The 14,103-nt window shown below is 59.7% G+C and carries 15 protein-coding genes; 5 read left to right on the top strand and 10 right to left on the bottom strand.

What is annotated here, in order from left to right:
* Positions 1–18 precede the first annotated feature (18 nt).
* From AACY49_RS26690 to gnd, 3 genes are read right to left on the bottom strand one after another with little or no spacing between them, the layout of a single operon-like run.
* Complete coding sequence (locus tag AACY49_RS26690; protein WP_258695972.1) at positions 19–840, bottom strand: HAD family hydrolase; 822 nt, start codon at positions 838–840, stop codon at positions 19–21.
* Complete coding sequence (gene zwf, locus AACY49_RS26685; RefSeq protein ID WP_258695973.1) at positions 837–2,360, bottom strand: glucose-6-phosphate dehydrogenase; 1,524 nt, start codon at positions 2,358–2,360, stop codon at positions 837–839. The genes AACY49_RS26690 and zwf overlap by 4 nt, the downstream gene beginning before the upstream one ends.
* Complete coding sequence (gene gnd / locus AACY49_RS26680; RefSeq protein ID WP_339527352.1) at positions 2,357–3,337, bottom strand: phosphogluconate dehydrogenase (NAD(+)-dependent, decarboxylating); 981 nt, start codon at positions 3,335–3,337, stop codon at positions 2,357–2,359. Before gnd ends, zwf begins: the two co-directional genes overlap by 4 nt.
* A 272-nt stretch (positions 3,338–3,609) precedes the next feature.
* On the opposite strand from gnd, the gene AACY49_RS26675 reads away from it, so the two are divergent.
* Positions 3,610–3,792, top strand: a complete 183-nt coding sequence (locus AACY49_RS26675) for a DUF6026 family protein (RefSeq protein WP_008069248.1) — start codon at positions 3,610–3,612, stop codon at positions 3,790–3,792.
* A gap of 197 nt (positions 3,793–3,989) precedes the next feature.
* Entirely contained in the window at positions 3,990–5,735 is a 1,746-nt protein-coding gene (locus AACY49_RS26670; protein WP_339527351.1) for a phosphoethanolamine transferase CptA, read from the top strand.
* Positions 5,736–5,864: 129 nt separating this feature from the next.
* Here the strand turns inward: AACY49_RS26670 and AACY49_RS26665 are convergent, their stop codons facing one another.
* From AACY49_RS26665 to AACY49_RS26650, 4 genes are all read right to left on the bottom strand, one after another.
* The gene (locus tag AACY49_RS26665) at positions 5,865–6,356 is read right to left on the bottom strand and encodes a GNAT family N-acetyltransferase (protein WP_258695976.1); all 492 of its coding nucleotides are present in this window, start codon (positions 6,354–6,356) and stop codon (positions 5,865–5,867) included.
* A 130-nt stretch (positions 6,357–6,486) separates the two neighbouring features.
* Complete coding sequence (zapE, locus tag AACY49_RS26660) at positions 6,487–7,605, bottom strand: cell division protein ZapE (protein WP_339527373.1); 1,119 nt, start codon at positions 7,603–7,605, stop codon at positions 6,487–6,489.
* A 41-nt stretch (positions 7,606–7,646) separates the two neighbouring features.
* Entirely contained in the window at positions 7,647–7,988 is a 342-nt protein-coding gene (locus AACY49_RS26655; protein ID WP_339527350.1) for a nuclear transport factor 2 family protein, read from the bottom strand.
* A 52-nt stretch (positions 7,989–8,040) separates the two neighbouring features.
* Positions 8,041–8,757 (bottom strand): helix-turn-helix transcriptional regulator, encoded by a 717-nt coding sequence (locus AACY49_RS26650; protein WP_339527349.1) that lies wholly within the window; start codon positions 8,755–8,757, stop codon positions 8,041–8,043.
* A 494-nt stretch (positions 8,758–9,251) separates the two neighbouring features.
* On the opposite strand from AACY49_RS26650, the gene AACY49_RS26645 reads away from it, so the two are divergent.
* On the top strand, positions 9,252–9,719 hold the full coding sequence (locus tag AACY49_RS26645) for an LEA type 2 family protein (protein ID WP_339527372.1): 468 nt from the start codon (positions 9,252–9,254) through the stop codon (positions 9,717–9,719).
* Positions 9,720–9,726: 7 nt separating this feature from the next.
* Here AACY49_RS26645 and AACY49_RS26640 read toward each other — a convergent pair whose 3' ends face one another.
* Both AACY49_RS26640 and AACY49_RS26635 read right to left on the bottom strand, forming a co-directional pair.
* The gene (locus AACY49_RS26640) at positions 9,727–11,289 is read right to left on the bottom strand and encodes an alkaline phosphatase D family protein (protein ID WP_339527348.1); all 1,563 of its coding nucleotides are present in this window, start codon (positions 11,287–11,289) and stop codon (positions 9,727–9,729) included.
* 68 nt (positions 11,290–11,357) lie between these two features.
* On the bottom strand, positions 11,358–12,281 hold the full coding sequence (locus AACY49_RS26635) for a carbon-nitrogen hydrolase family protein (protein ID WP_339527347.1): 924 nt from the start codon (positions 12,279–12,281) through the stop codon (positions 11,358–11,360).
* An 85-nt stretch (positions 12,282–12,366) separates the two neighbouring features.
* Here AACY49_RS26635 and AACY49_RS26630 point away from each other — a divergent pair, with 85 nt between their 5' ends.
* Entirely contained in the window at positions 12,367–13,281 is a 915-nt protein-coding gene (locus AACY49_RS26630; RefSeq protein WP_339527346.1) for a LysR family transcriptional regulator, read from the top strand.
* A gap of 25 nt (positions 13,282–13,306) precedes the next feature.
* On the opposite strand, the gene AACY49_RS26625 is transcribed toward AACY49_RS26630, so the two are convergent.
* Positions 13,307–13,558 (bottom strand): hypothetical protein, encoded by a 252-nt coding sequence (locus AACY49_RS26625; protein WP_007937833.1) that lies wholly within the window; start codon positions 13,556–13,558, stop codon positions 13,307–13,309.
* A 165-nt stretch (positions 13,559–13,723) separates the two neighbouring features.
* Here AACY49_RS26625 and AACY49_RS26620 point away from each other — a divergent pair, with 165 nt between their 5' ends.
* On the top strand, positions 13,724–14,041 hold the full coding sequence (locus tag AACY49_RS26620) for a DUF883 family protein (protein ID WP_258695982.1): 318 nt from the start codon (positions 13,724–13,726) through the stop codon (positions 14,039–14,041).
* The last annotated feature ends 62 nt before the right edge of the window (positions 14,042–14,103 follow it).

Genomic DNA, 14,103 nt, shown 5'->3' with positions numbered 1-14,103 from the left:
CTACAGTCTGTTGTGTGTTCAGTGTTTGAGGATGTATCGCTCGATCGCCAGGGCCGCGCCGTCTTCGGTATTGGCCCCGGTCACCACATCGGCCTGACGCTTCACCGCTTCTTCCGCCTGCCCCATGGCAATCGACAACCCAGCCCGATGAAACATCGCCGGGTCATTGCCGCCGTCACCGAGGGCAGCGGTCTGTTCCAGCGGTACACCGAGAAACTCGGCCAGTGTCGCCAGCGCCTCGCCCTTGTTGGCCTGCATTGCGGTCACGTCCAGATAGACCGGTTGTGAACGCGACACCTGCGCCTGCCCTTCGACATTGGGCAGCAACTGCGCTTCCAGTTCGATCAGCAGTTCGGTGTTGTTGCTGGCGGCGACGATCTTGTCGATGCGGGCCAGGTAAGGCTCAAATGTCTCGACCACCACCGGCGGATACCCCAGGCCGTGCTGCTCTCGCGGGACCATCGGACCGTTCGAATCCTTTAACAGCCAGTCACCGCCACTGAACACCCAGACTTCAATGTCCGGCTGATCGGCAAACAGCGTCAATGCTGTCAGCGCTGCGGTTGCCGGCAAATAATGCGCAACCAGCACACTGCCGTCCGGGTTGACGATCGTGCCGCCATTGAAGGCCGCCGTCGGCAGATCGACGCCCAGGGCTTCGATCTGCTGCAACATGGCTTTGGGCGGACGCCCGGTGGCCAGGCTGAACAGTACGCCGGCCTCGCGCAAGGCGCGGACCGCCTCGATCGTGCGCTGACTGAGGCTGTGATCGGGCAGCAACAACGTGCCGTCCATGTCACTGAGCAGAAAACGGATGGGTTGTTGCGTGACGTCACTCATCCGAGGCTATGCCAGACGCGACCGTCGCGGGTCAGCAGCTCGTCAGCGCTCTGTGGCCCGTCTTCGCCGGCCGCATAGCTCTGCAACGTCGTGTCCTGCTGCCAGGCGTCGAGGAACGGCTGCACGGCGCGCCAGCCGTTCTCGATGTTGTCGGCACGCTGGAACAGCGTCTGATCGCCGGTCAGGCAATCGTAGATCAAGGTTTCGTAGCCGGTGGACGGCTGCATTTCAAAGAAATCCTTGTAGGCAAAACCCAGCTCGATATTGGCCATGTTCAACGCCGGCCCCGGCCGTTTGGCCAGCAAGTCGAACCACATGCCCTCGTTGGGCTGGATCTGGATCCGCAGATAGGTTGGCTGCAACTCTTCGACCTCGGTATCGCGGAACTGCGCATACGGCGCCGGTTTGAAGCAAATGACGATCTCGGTGTCGCGCACGCTCATGCGCTTGCCGGTGCGCAGGTAGAACGGCACGCCGACCCAGCGCCAGTTGTCGATCATCACTTTGAGCGCGACATAGGTTTCGGTGGTGCTGTCGGGTGCTACGTTAGTTTCCTGACGATAACCGGGCAGCGGATTGCCATCGATCTCGCCGGCGGTGTATTGGCCACGCACCGAGTTGGCGCGCGCTTCCTCGGTCGACCAGGGGCGGATCGCGCCGATGACTTTGGCTTTTTCGCCGCGTACCGCATCGGCGCCAAAGGCGGCTGGTGGTTCCATGGCCACCATCGCCAACAATTGGAACAGGTGATTGGGCACCATGTCCCGCAGGGCGCCTGTGACTTCATAAAAACTGCCACGGGTTTCCACGCCGACGGTTTCGGCGGCGGTGATTTGTACGTGGTCGATGTAATGGTTGTTCCAGAAGGCTTCGAACAGGCTGTTGGAGAACCGGCTGACCAGAATGTTCTGCACGGTTTCCTTGCCCAGATAGTGATCGATCCGGTAGATCTGCTTTTCCGTCATCACGTTGAGCAAGCACGCGTTCAAGGCTTCGGCGGTGTACAGGTCGGAGCCGAAAGGCTTTTCGACCACCACCCTTCTGAACGCGTCGGGGGTTTCTTGCAGTAATCCGGCAGCGCCGAGACGCCGCACCACTTCGCTGAAAAAGCGCGGTGCGGTGGCCAGGTAGAAAATCGCGTTGCCGGTGCCGCTGGCGGCGATTTTCGCCGCCAGCGCGTCATAGGTGCGTTCATCCAGAAAGTCGCCCTGGACGTAGCTGATGTGTTTGGCCAATTTGGCCCACAACGCCGGATCAAGGGCGTGATCGCCCTTGCCGACCTTGGCCGCCACTTCCGCCCGAATGAAATCTTCGAGCTTTTTGGCGAAGGCTTCGTCACTGATGGCGTTGTGATCAACGCCGATGATCCGCAGTCCATTCCCCAGCAAACCGTCGCGACTCAGGTTATACAGCGCCGGCATCAGCAGGCGCTTGACCAGATCACCATGGGCACCGAACAGAAACAGCGTGGTGGGCGGTGCGGGTTCTGCCTTGGATTTCCTGCGGATCACGTGGGTCATTTTTTCGCAGTCTCCACATGGCCGCCGAAGCCGAAGCGCTGGGCCGAGAGAATCTTGTCGCCAAAGGTGCCTTGTCCGCGCGAACGGTAGCGGGAGAACAGCGAGTTCGACAGCACAGGTACGGGCACCGATTGCTCCATGGCGGCCTCGATGGTCCAGCGGCCTTCACCACTGTCAGCCACGGAGCCTGAATAGCCGTCGAGTTTCGGATCGCTCGCCAGGGCGTCGGCGGTCAGGTCGAGCAGCCAGGAAGACACTACGCTGCCACGACGCCAGACTTCAGCGATGTCGGCAACGTTCAGGTCGAAGCGCTGATCTTCGGGCAGATTGGTGCTGGCCTTGGTCTTGAGAATGTCGAAGCCTTCGGCGAAGGCCTGCATCATTCCGTATTCAATGCCGTTATGGATCATCTTCACGAAATGCCCGGCGCCGGCGGGGCCTGCGTGGATGTAACCGCGCTCGGCACGATCGTCATCGGACTTGCGGTCCTTGGTGCGAGGAATGTCGCCCAGGCCCGGGGCCAGGGTTTCGAACAGCGGATCGAGACGCTTAACGGTCTCGGCATCGCCGCCGATCATCATGCAATAACCACGCTCCAGGCCCCAGACACCACCGGAGGTGCCGACGTCGATGTAGTGCAGGCCTTTTTCCGACAGGGTTTTGGCCCGACGGATGTCGTCCTTATAGAAGGTGTTACCGCCGTCGATGATGGTATCGCCGGCTTCAAGCAAGGTGCTCAGGGTGTCGATGGTGTCTTCGGTCGGTGCGCCGGCGGGCAGCATGACCCACACTGCACGCGGTTTGGTCAGGCCGGCGACCAGGGCTGGCAAATCGGCGACGCCGGTGGCGCCTTCTTCGGCCAGGGTGTCGACAAAGGCGGTATTGCGGTCGTAAACAACGGTGGTGTGGCCGTTGAGCATCAGGCGCCGCGCAATATTGCCGCCCATGCGGCCCAGTCCAATAATCCCGAGTTGCATGTACTGATGCTCCCTACTACGAATAAAGTGTGTCAAAGGTTATAGCCCAACGCGACTAGTGAAGGTTAGTCCAGAGCGGCGGGATGAAGTTTCCGGGCATTGTGCCCGATCCTGATTGATAACGTCGGGAATCGCACCGAAGACACAGCGACCATGAAAAATAAAAAAGTTCCCTTCAGGAGCAAAAGAAATCAAAATCGGCGCCGATAGTAAGTGAGCACCCGATTTCGGGAGCAGACTTACAGTTGATACCGCCATTTGCGAGGTGAGCAATGGGCACCGTACATACAGCACTGCCAGCACAAACCCTTTACGTCACGATCCGTCGCGATGAACTGCGCCAGTTGAAAGACGAGCGCGATCAGTTGAAACGGGAAGTCGCGCAATTGCGCCTGCTGACCCAAGGCAATCAGGCTCAGCCCTTGCCCGTCACCCAACGTGCTCCCCACGCCTGATCCCCTCGCTTGAATCGGAAACGGCCGCCGCTGTTTCCGATCTGCTGAAACCTGCCAGCTCCGGCAACTCACAAAGTTTTCACATCTGCTTGTTGATACTCCGGCTCATTGTGGCCGCTCGGTATCCGGGCGGCGTTTGTTCGTCTGCGACAGGGAGAGTGCCGACGGCCGAAGTGATCATCCGGCGGGAGTGTTGAATGGCTTTGTTTAAACGCAGCAAAACGTCTGCGAATGGTTTCGACTGGGCAGGATTTCTCTGGTTATTTCTGTTCTTCTGGTATTTTTCCGGCATCACCCAACTGCTGATTCAACTGACGGGCACCTCCGGTTTTAGCGGGTTCCGCCAGGCCTTTGTGATGAGTGCCGTCTGGCTGGCGCCGATGCTGTTGTTTCCCAAACAAACCCGTGTGATGTCCGCGCTGATCGGCATGGTGCTGTGGGCCTGTTCGATGGCCAGCCTGGGTTATTTCTTCATTTATCAGCAGGAATTTTCCCAGAGCGTCATCTTCATCATGTTCGAATCGAACGTGTCTGAAGCCGGCGAGTACATGACCCAGTATTTTGCCTGGTGGATGGTGCTGGCGTTCCTCGCCCACACCGCGTTCGCGTATTTCCTTTGGACCCGCTTGCGTCCGGTGTACCTGCCACGCGCCCAGGCGCTGATTGCAGCGACGGCGATTCTGCTGGCCGTGATCGGTTACCCGCTGATCAAGCAGACCGCGCGCACCGGCAGCCTGGCGGACGGCTTCGAGAAATTCGAAACCCGCATCGAGCCCGCGGTGCCGTGGCAAATGGCCGTGGCCTATCACCGTTACCTCGAGACCCTGGTCGGCATGCAAGATATGCTCGACAGCGCCAGCAAGATCCCGCCCCTCAAGAACCTCACCGACTCGATGGCCAACCAGCCGGCGACCCTGGTGCTGGTGATCGGCGAGTCCACCAACCGTCAGCGCATGAGCCTGTACGGCTACCCTCGGGAAACCACCCCGGAACTGGACAAGCTCAAGGACCAACTGGCGGTTTTCGATAACGTCATTACCCCACGCCCCTACACCATCGAAGCGTTGCAGCAGGTGCTGACGTTCGCTGACGAAGAAAATCCGGACCTCTACCTGACGACGCCGTCATTGGTCAGCATGATGAAGCAGGCGGGCTACAAGACTTTCTGGATCACCAATCAGCAGACCATGACCAAACGCAACACCATGCTCACGACCTTCTCCGAGCAGGCCGACGAACAGGTGTACCTGAACAACAACCGCAACCAGAACGCCGCCCAGTACGATGGCGATGTGATCGAGCCGTTCAACAAGGCGCTGGCCGATGCAGCGCCACGCAAACTGATCGTCGTGCATTTGCTCGGCACGCACATGAGTTACCAGTACCGTTATCCGTCGACGTTCAACAAGTTCACCGACCGCAAAGGCGTTCCGGACGGCGTGCGTGACGATCAGGTGCCGACGTACAACAGCTATGACAACGCAGTGCTGTACAACGATTTCGTGGTGTCGAGTCTGATCAAGGACTACGCCAAGGCTGATCCGAACGGTTTCCTGCTGTACCTCTCCGACCACGGCGAAGACGTCTTCGACTCCGCTGACCACAACACCCTGGGCCGCAACGAGAACAAGCCGACCGCGCCGATGTACACCATTCCATTCATGGCCTGGGCTTCGCCGAAATGGCGTGAAAACCATGACTGGAGTTTCGCCGCTGACCTGGGTCGGCCGTACAGCAGTTCCCAGCTGATTCACACTTGGGCTGATCTGGCCGGCCTGAGCTTTGATGAACTGGACCGCAGCAAAAGCCTGGTCAGCGACAGCTTCAAGCCTCGGCCATTGATGATCGGCAACCCTTATGAGCGTGAGCAGCGGCCGTTGATCGATTTCAGCCTGATGAAACCCAAGGGCGCGCCTGTCGCTCCGGCGGTCGTTCAGCAGTAGTTTTTGAGGGGGGGCAGAACCTGTGGGAGCGAGCCTGCTCGCGAAGACGCCGGTACAGTCAACATTGATGTTGCCTGACCCACTGCTTTCGCGAGCAGGCTCGCTCCCACAGAGATTGCGGATTGCGGACTAAAGCGCTTTGGTCCAGAACAGCATCCGGCCGTGCGCCGGGTCGAACATGCCTGGCGAAAAACCGAATTTGCCATAAGACGCCTGAGCCACTGGATTGCCTTCCAGCACTTCCAGGGTGATTTTGCAGCAGCCGCGCTGGCGTGCGATGTCCTCGACCTTGTGCAGCATCTTCTGACTCAGCCCCAACCCGCGAAACTTCGACACCACAACCACATCGTGCACGTTGACCAATGGCCGACAGGCAAAGGTCGAAAAGCCTTCGAAGCAATTGACCAGCCCTGCCGGCTCACCGCCGACAAACGCCAGTACGCTGAAGGCATGGGGACGTTTGGCCAGCTCCCCCGGCAGTTGTTGCAATCTATCGACGGGTAACGGGTGACCGCCGCCCATCGGGTCTTCGGCGTAGTGGTTCAATACAAGACAAATCGCCTCGGCATGCACCGGGTTCGAGTAGCTGGCCTGAAGCACTAGAATTTCTGCGGATTCCATTTCCACCCTCGATCACACATAAAGTTGCCCCAGCTCGCCTCTTGCGCACTGAAAGGTCCTGCGACCTTATCGCGAGCGCCGGGGTGCCGACAACCGGATCCTCTCGCCCCGTTGCACCTCCTCCCGGGCATCAAGTCTGGGCAAAACGTTTTAGCTGCATTTCCTGCAAACGGCTGAGGGTGCGGCGGAACGGGAATTCCAGATAGCCCTCGGTGTACAACGCCTCCATCGGCACCTGCGCCTCGAGGTACAGCGGCACCTTGCGGTCATAGCATTCGTCCACCAGGGCGATGAACCGCCGCACGCCGTCGTCATGCACCGACAACTGGGGCAACTCGCGATCCCCCGCCGCCACTCGCTCGACACCGTCTTCAGTGCCACGGGCGATGCGCCCTTCACGCTTTTGCGCGCTGAGGTTGGGTACCTCACTCAGCACAATAGCGGTGAAGGTGTCGCACAGGGCCATGAAGTCCATGGCGGCAAAAGGCTGCTCGCAGAGTTCGGCGTAGCGGCACCAGAGCACGGTTTGACTGGCCTGCATGACACTGACCGAACGGTAGCCGATCTTCACCGGATCGCTGGACAGCGACTGGCCGACGGTCAAGGCCTTGAACACTTCGCCGAGGGCGCCGGGCTGACCCGGCACGTTCACCCAGTAACGCTGCACACCGGCGCCAGGGTGCAGACGATGATCTTCCCCGCCATCCACCGCAATGACCTGCATGTGTTGCTTGATCGCAACAATGGCCGGCAGGAATCGGTCGCGGTTGAAGCCGTCGGCGTACAGCTGATCCGGTGGTTGGTTGGAGGTACACACCACTACCACGCCCTGCTCGAACATCACCTGAAACAGACGCCCGAGAATGATCGCGTCACCGATGTCGTTGACGAACAGCTCATCGAAACACAGCACCCGTACTTCCTGGCTCAATTCGCGCGCCAGCGTGTTCAACGGGTCGGCGGTGCCGGTCAATTGAAAGGAACGCTGATGGACCCAGCCCATGAAGTGATGAAAATGCTGACGCCGAGCCGGGACGCGCAGGGTTTGGTAGAACTGATCCATCAACCAGGTCTTGCCCCGCCCGACCGGCCCCCAGAGGTACACGCCGGTGATCGGCGTACGGCCTTCATGCAAGGCTTCGTGGCATTTTTGCAGCGCCCACACGGCGTGTTCCTGGGCTTCGTCCTGGACGAAGCCCTTCTGCTCGATGGCGTGTTGCCAGGCGCTTAAGGGAGAGTCGACATTCATGCGCGGCAGTATAGGCAAATCGCAATTCATGTGGGAGCGGGTTACAGAGAGATGTCCAGCCGGGCGATCTTGCCCTGCTCATTGAGGCGGAACGTGTAGCGCAGTTCCAGCGGGCTACCGGGAAAGGTGCCGGAGATCAGGTTGTGGACCAGCACTTTGCCGGTGCGCAGCTGAACGTCGAGCACCTCGACCCGGGGTTGGTAACGTTGTGCGGTGTCTTGCATCCATTGAGCAATGGCTTGCGTGCCGACTTGATGCTGCCCCTCATCGAACACATTGGCATTCTCAGCGAAAAAACTGGTGACCCTCGACGTGTCGCGAGCATTGGCGGCAGCAATGTAGGCGGCGATGGCAGGGGCCAGTGAAGAGGCTGGACTGGACATGTTTACGGCTCCTTGTGAGTTGATTCTGGAGCCATGCTAAAACAAGCCTGTGTCAGTTCTTGTCAGGAGTGAAACGCCCGGCTTCGTCCAGTTGCATCTGCTTGCGCCAGGTGCGCAACAGGTCGCTGCGCCGCCCCGGATAACGTTCGCCCTGTTCAGTGGCGGCCGAGATCCGGTCGGTGCGAAACGTGCGATAGGCGCTGCGTAACTCACACCAGGCGACAATGATCCGCACCTCGTTGAGAAACCCCAGGGCCAGTGGCCAGATCAGCCGCTGACTGGGCACCTGATTGGCGTCCGCGTAATCGATGTGCAGCTTGGCCTGATCGCGGATGGCCTGGCGAAACACATTCAAGGGCACGGCATTTTGCGGGTAGCCACAACCCGGTGGGCCCGGCAACACCGTCGGGTTGCGCAAGGCGTCCTGGGCCGTCGGGTCGAGCACCGCGGCGATTTTTGCCAGGGCATCGGCCGCGGCTTTGCTCAAGACCTCATCGCCACGCTGATCCACGTAACGCAAACCGAGCACAATGGCTTCGGTTTCATCGGCATTGAGCATCAAGGGCGGTAGAAACAAACCGCTGCGCAACACATAACCGATCCCCGCTTCGCCAAAGATCGGCGCGCCGAGCGCGGTGAGTTCCGCGATGTCGCGGTACAGCGTGCGCTCGGAAATCTCCAGTTCGCTGGCCAATGTCGCGGCAGTCACCGGACGACTTTTGCCCCGCAGCACTTGTAACAAGGTCAGTAAACGAGTGGTTCGTGACACGGTCGGCAGGCTCTTTCCTGAAAAGTCGCCGGAGCTTAGCAGAGGCTGCTGCCAGAAACTGGCAGGAGTGATCTCGCTCCAAGAGCCTGACACAGCTCAAATGTGCGAGCGGGCTTGCTCGCGAAAGCGGTTTAACATCTCACACTTATATTGGCTGACACTCCGCCTTCGCGAGCAAGCCCGCTCCCACATTTTGGTTTGCGCGTTACCGATCGATCTTGTGTTTAGCCGCATACAGACACAGCATCTCCGGGTTTGCGGCTGCTGCGCAGCCGAACGGGAGCAAGCTCCCTCGCCACAGGTTTTGTGTATGCCCCTCTGTACCGTTTAGCCCCGATTTACGGCCTCGACGGCCGATGGGCCTGGGGGGCGCTGCGGTGCCTGAAGTGTTGCGCGAGTTGCCAAAGGCGCGGCACACCATCTTCGAATCGCCAATCACTGTCCGTGCGTTGTGCGCTATCGTGCTGAATATCTTCCTGCCCGAGAGCCTGTCCATGCGCAGATTAATCGTCCTGTCCTTCCTGCTGCTCTCCCTCAGCGCCTGCGCCCTGTTCCCCAGTCGCGATCCGCTGCACATAAACGTGGTCGGTATCGAGCCGCTGCAAAGCCAGGAACTGGAAGTGCGTTTCGCGGTAAAACTGCGCGTGCAAAACCCCAACGAAACCGCGATCGCCTACAACGGCGTGGCGCTGGACCTGGAAGTCAACGGCCGACCACTCGCCTCCGGCGTCAGCAACCAGTCGGGCTCGATCCCACGGTTCTCCGAAGCAGTGTTAGTGGTGCCGGTGAGCATTTCGGCGTTCACGGTGCTGCGCCAGACCCTGGGGTTGAGTCAGACGCAGACCCTGGACAATCTGCCCTACGTACTGCGCGGCAAGCTGGCTGGCGGCGCGTTCGGTACCCTGCGTTTTGTCGATCGCGGCAAGCTCAGCCTGCCGGGTTCGACCTCCGGCACCTGGTAACGCCCCGTTATGTAACGGGGTAGATCACCTGCGTCACACAATGCTTGAGACCTTCTATGTGCCAGTTGGCCCACAGTCGGGTTTTGCCGTTGCCGCCCTCATCCGGCTCTATCGCCAGCCAGTTTCGAGCGGCAATCAGGTAACGTCCCCTTGTGCCGATGGGCAACATGGTTCCGGTGATGGCGTAGTCGATCTGTTCCTGGTGCCCGCCAATGGACTCCAGAAATTGCACCGCCAGCACCGGCGGCGAAGGATGCACGACCCCGGTCGAAATCAATTGGTAGATCGTTCCTGCACCATCGACGTTATGCCGGGACAACTTCGATTCGATCACACAGGCCCCAGCCACATGAACATCACCGGACACCAGCGTGACCTTGCATGACTCGGCATTGGCGAAATCCAGCAGCCGCATGATCAGCCGCTTGCGTTCGTCTCGGTGGGGCTGGCTTCGCCAGTGGTCGCGCAAATCGTCCTCGAGCTCCTGTTGCCCCGACATCAGGTCCAGCGCCTTTTCGGCCGCCTGCAAATCAAGGTAACCCACGGGAATACTCGACATCAGCAACAGGTGCTTGTGCGCCTTGACCTTGTCCAGCCAGGCATAAATCGCATCCCAACTGAGGGGCGAAATCACCCGGGTCTGTTGAGCCCTTGGAGTCGTCAAGTCCGGCGCGCGTTCGCTGCGCAGGTCGGGAACCAACAATGCCAACTCGCCCAGGCCGGTGAACCCCAGGTGAAAGCCGTCGGCGGTACCCGGAATCGCGCAGGGATGCGTATCAGCGGACGGTTTGAGGTGCGGATGGGTCTGGATCAGTTGCTGCTGGAAAATCCTGAAATAGCGTTTGGCCGTGGCAAACAGCCCCTGGAACACCGGACTTGAATGCAGCATCTCATCGTAGGAACCCCAGCCGTCGATGATGTCATGGTCATCCCACATCATCACCGTCGGGATGGCGCTGAATAGCTTCGCGACCTCAGGCTGTTTCCAGCACTCCAGGTAGAGCCTGGCGAAAAACTTGTCCAGATCTGCTTCGATCACCTTGGTGTAGACGGCCTTTTGACGATCGGCGAAAGGTTTGGCAAACCATGCTTTCATGGACGACACGCTGCTGCGCATGTCGTCGCTGTAAAGCTGATCGCCACCCATCAACAGCAGGTGATAGGGCTTGCTTTGATGAACGCCCCACATGTGCTCCCAACGCTCGTTGTTCCTGTCCACCTTCTCCATGTCCTTGGGGTCCGAGAAGCCGTTGCACGACACATACGCGATGCGCGGCGACTGGCCCTTGGCCGGAACGACAAAGTTGGCCTCTGCCCCCTCTATGTTGATCGTGTAAGTGGTGGCAACGGCTTTGTCTTGCGGTGCTTTGAAATCAATGCGCCAGACGCGGTGCTGAGGATTGAGCAGCGGGATATCGGCGGTGGCCAACGGTTTGCCGGCAGTGACACCCTTGGGCACCTTCACGCTGGGCGATGACCCGCCCAAGGGTAGAACCACCAGAGCCGACACGTTATAGACACTACTGTTGATGCCACGAAACTGCAGAATCGGGCCGAGTAACACACTCATGGGCAGTCCATCCATTGACGGGGGTATAAACGCCTAGAGACTAGACGACAATCACGCCCCCACCAGATTTATGTGTTGAACCGCACGCCCGGTTTGGCTCGCTCATCCACCGTTAACTCAAACACATCCGGGCGCGCGTAGTGCCCGACCACGTCGTAGTCGTATCGGGCGCGGATCAGGTCATCGGTGTCGATTTCAGCGGTGAGCAAACCCGCCTCGCCACGCAGCGGCCCGGCGAGAATGTCGCCCATGGGGCCGACAATCACACTGCCACCGGCAATCAACGGGCGCTGCGCCGGCCAGTTGGCGATGTCCACGCCCAAGGCTTGCGGTGAGTCTTGCACCTGACAGGCGCTGACCACAAAGCAGCGGCCTTCATGGGCGATGTGGCGCATGCTGACCTGCCACATTTCCCGCTCGTCCACGGTCGGCGCGCACCAGACTTCCACGCCTTTGGCGTACATCGCAGTACGCAGCAACGGCATCATGTTTTCCCAGCACACCACCGCGCCGATTCGCCCGACCTGGCTGTCGATGACCGGCAGAGTCGAGCCATCGCCCTGGCCCCAGATCAATCGCTCGGTGCCGGTGGGCATCAGCTTGCGGTGTTTGGCGACCAGCCCGGCCTGCGGATCGAAGTACAACGCGGTGCAGTACAAGGTGCTGCCCGCGCGTTCGATCACACCGATCACCAGATTGGCCCCGGTGCGGGCCGACAAACCGTCCAGGGCCTCGGTCTCGACACCGGGCACGTCGATGGCGTTGGCGAAATACCGCGCAAACGCTTCACGACCTTCCGGCAGTCGATAACCCAGTTGTGTACCGAAGCCCTCGCCTTTGGGGTAGCCGCCGAGCAATGCTTCAGGCATGACCACCAGTGCGGCGCCGGATTCGATAATGGCGTTTTCCCAGGCAAGAATCTGTTCCAGGGTGTCGGCCTTGCCGCCGGGCAAGGCACCGATTTGCAGTGCAGCAACGATGGACTTGGGCATCGCGGTAACTCCGTCAGTAATGAGGTGTTGCTCATTCTCCGGCGCCACAGGATCATGAATAAAGCCCTGCTCACTGCTGAATGATATGAATCAAATGAATATCGCCTGCGTCGATCTCAATCTGCTCAAAGTCTTCGAAGCCCTGCATGAGGAATCCAGCGCCAGCCGTGCCGCGCTGCGTCTGGGTGTGACGCAATCGGCGGTCAGCGCGGCGTTGCGCCGATTGCGAGAAGTGTATGGCGATCAGTTATTCGTGCGCACGGGTCGAGGTCTTGCGCCGACGCTCAAGGCCAATCAGCTGAAACCGGTGCTCAGCGATGCACTGAACAAATGCCGGCAGAGCCTGGCGATGGTCGATCCGGCGGCCCACCATTACGACGGACGCTCAGTGACGGTGGGTTTGTCGGATGATTTCGAAATCGCCTACGGCCGCCGATTGATCGAAGAGATCGCTCGCTGTGCGCCGAAACTGCGGCTGATCTTTCGCCAGACCCATAGCCAGATCGTCGCCCAGGCCTTGATGGAGCGCAGCATTGATCTGGCAATCACGGCAGGCGGGTTTGCCGAGCGTTTGCTCAGTCGTCAAGTGCTGGGTGAAGGGGGTTATCTCTGCCTGGCGGATCCCCTCAGCTTGGCCGAGGGGCAGCAGACCCTCAGCCTTGAGGACTTCGTCGCCCGCGAGCACATTCTGGTGTCATCGGGCGGTTTTATCGGGATTACCGATGAAGGTCTGGCGGCGTTGGGATTGAGTCGGCGGGTCTGCGCATCGACCACGCACTTTGCCGCGTTGCCGTATCTGCTCAAAGGCAGTCAGGCGGTGGCGACCATTCCGGCCCATGCGGCCCAAAGTATCGCCGCGCTCAGCGGGCTGGTGCTACTGCCCTGCCCTTTAGCGCTGCCGCGTTACCCGATCGAACTGGGCTGGCGCACCAGTACGCAGCTCGACCCGGTGGTGTTGAAAGTGCGCGAGGCGATTGTCGCGATCTTTTCCCACCCGTAGGAGCCGAGTAGTGTCAGGTAGAAACTTATTTAGCGGCCATCAGGCGATTGACTTCACTGCGCACCATATTCGCGAACTCCGGGGGCGACATACCGTCGAGTTCGGAGCGCACCCACTCGGCCCATTTGCCTTTGCGCTTGGCGCGTTCACCGAACAACCGCGCGGCTTCGCCCTTGGCTTTGCCCAGGTTGTTTTGCCAGAGTTCGAACAGACGGGATTTTTCATCTTCAAGCGCCGCGCGCTCGGCAAGGGGTTTGTCGGCCAGATTGAAGCTCATGGGAGTTACCTGCTGCGTAAAATAGGCGACATCTTACACTGTAGGAGGAAATGTCCTGTGCTGGATTTTTCTTCAGGGTTGAGTCACCACGCAAAATGGCTGCAACTTTTTCAGCCGCGTCAGACTCCATTGTTCACTGTCCATTCACCTGCAAGGAGTACTCCAATGGCCCGAAAAACCGTCGATCAAGTCGCCGAGGATCAAATCAAGGATCAAGTCTTCAGCGAACTTCAGGCCCTGATCGAAGAGTCGGAAAAACTGCTGAAAAGCAGCGCTTCACTGGTCGGTGAAGAAGCTGACACCCTTCGCGGACAAATCGCCCAGAAACTCCAGCAGGCCCGAAGTTCAGTCTCCAGTGTTCGTGACCGGACCCAACCTGCGGTCGACGCCACCGAAATCTACATCGGCGGTCATCCTTGGCAAACCGTGGCCATCTCCGCCGGATTCGGTCTGGTGGTCGGGCTGTTGTTGGGCCGACGTTGAACCTGTGGGAGCGGGCTTGCTCGCGAAGGCGGCGGCACAGTCAACATTGATGTCGCCTGACA

This window comes from Pseudomonas sp. EL_65y_Pfl2_R96, assembly GCF_963970905.1.
In the GTDB taxonomy this organism is placed as follows: Bacteria; Pseudomonadota; Gammaproteobacteria; order Pseudomonadales; family Pseudomonadaceae; genus Aquipseudomonas.
This window is presented reverse-complemented; position numbering and strand designations above follow the sequence as displayed.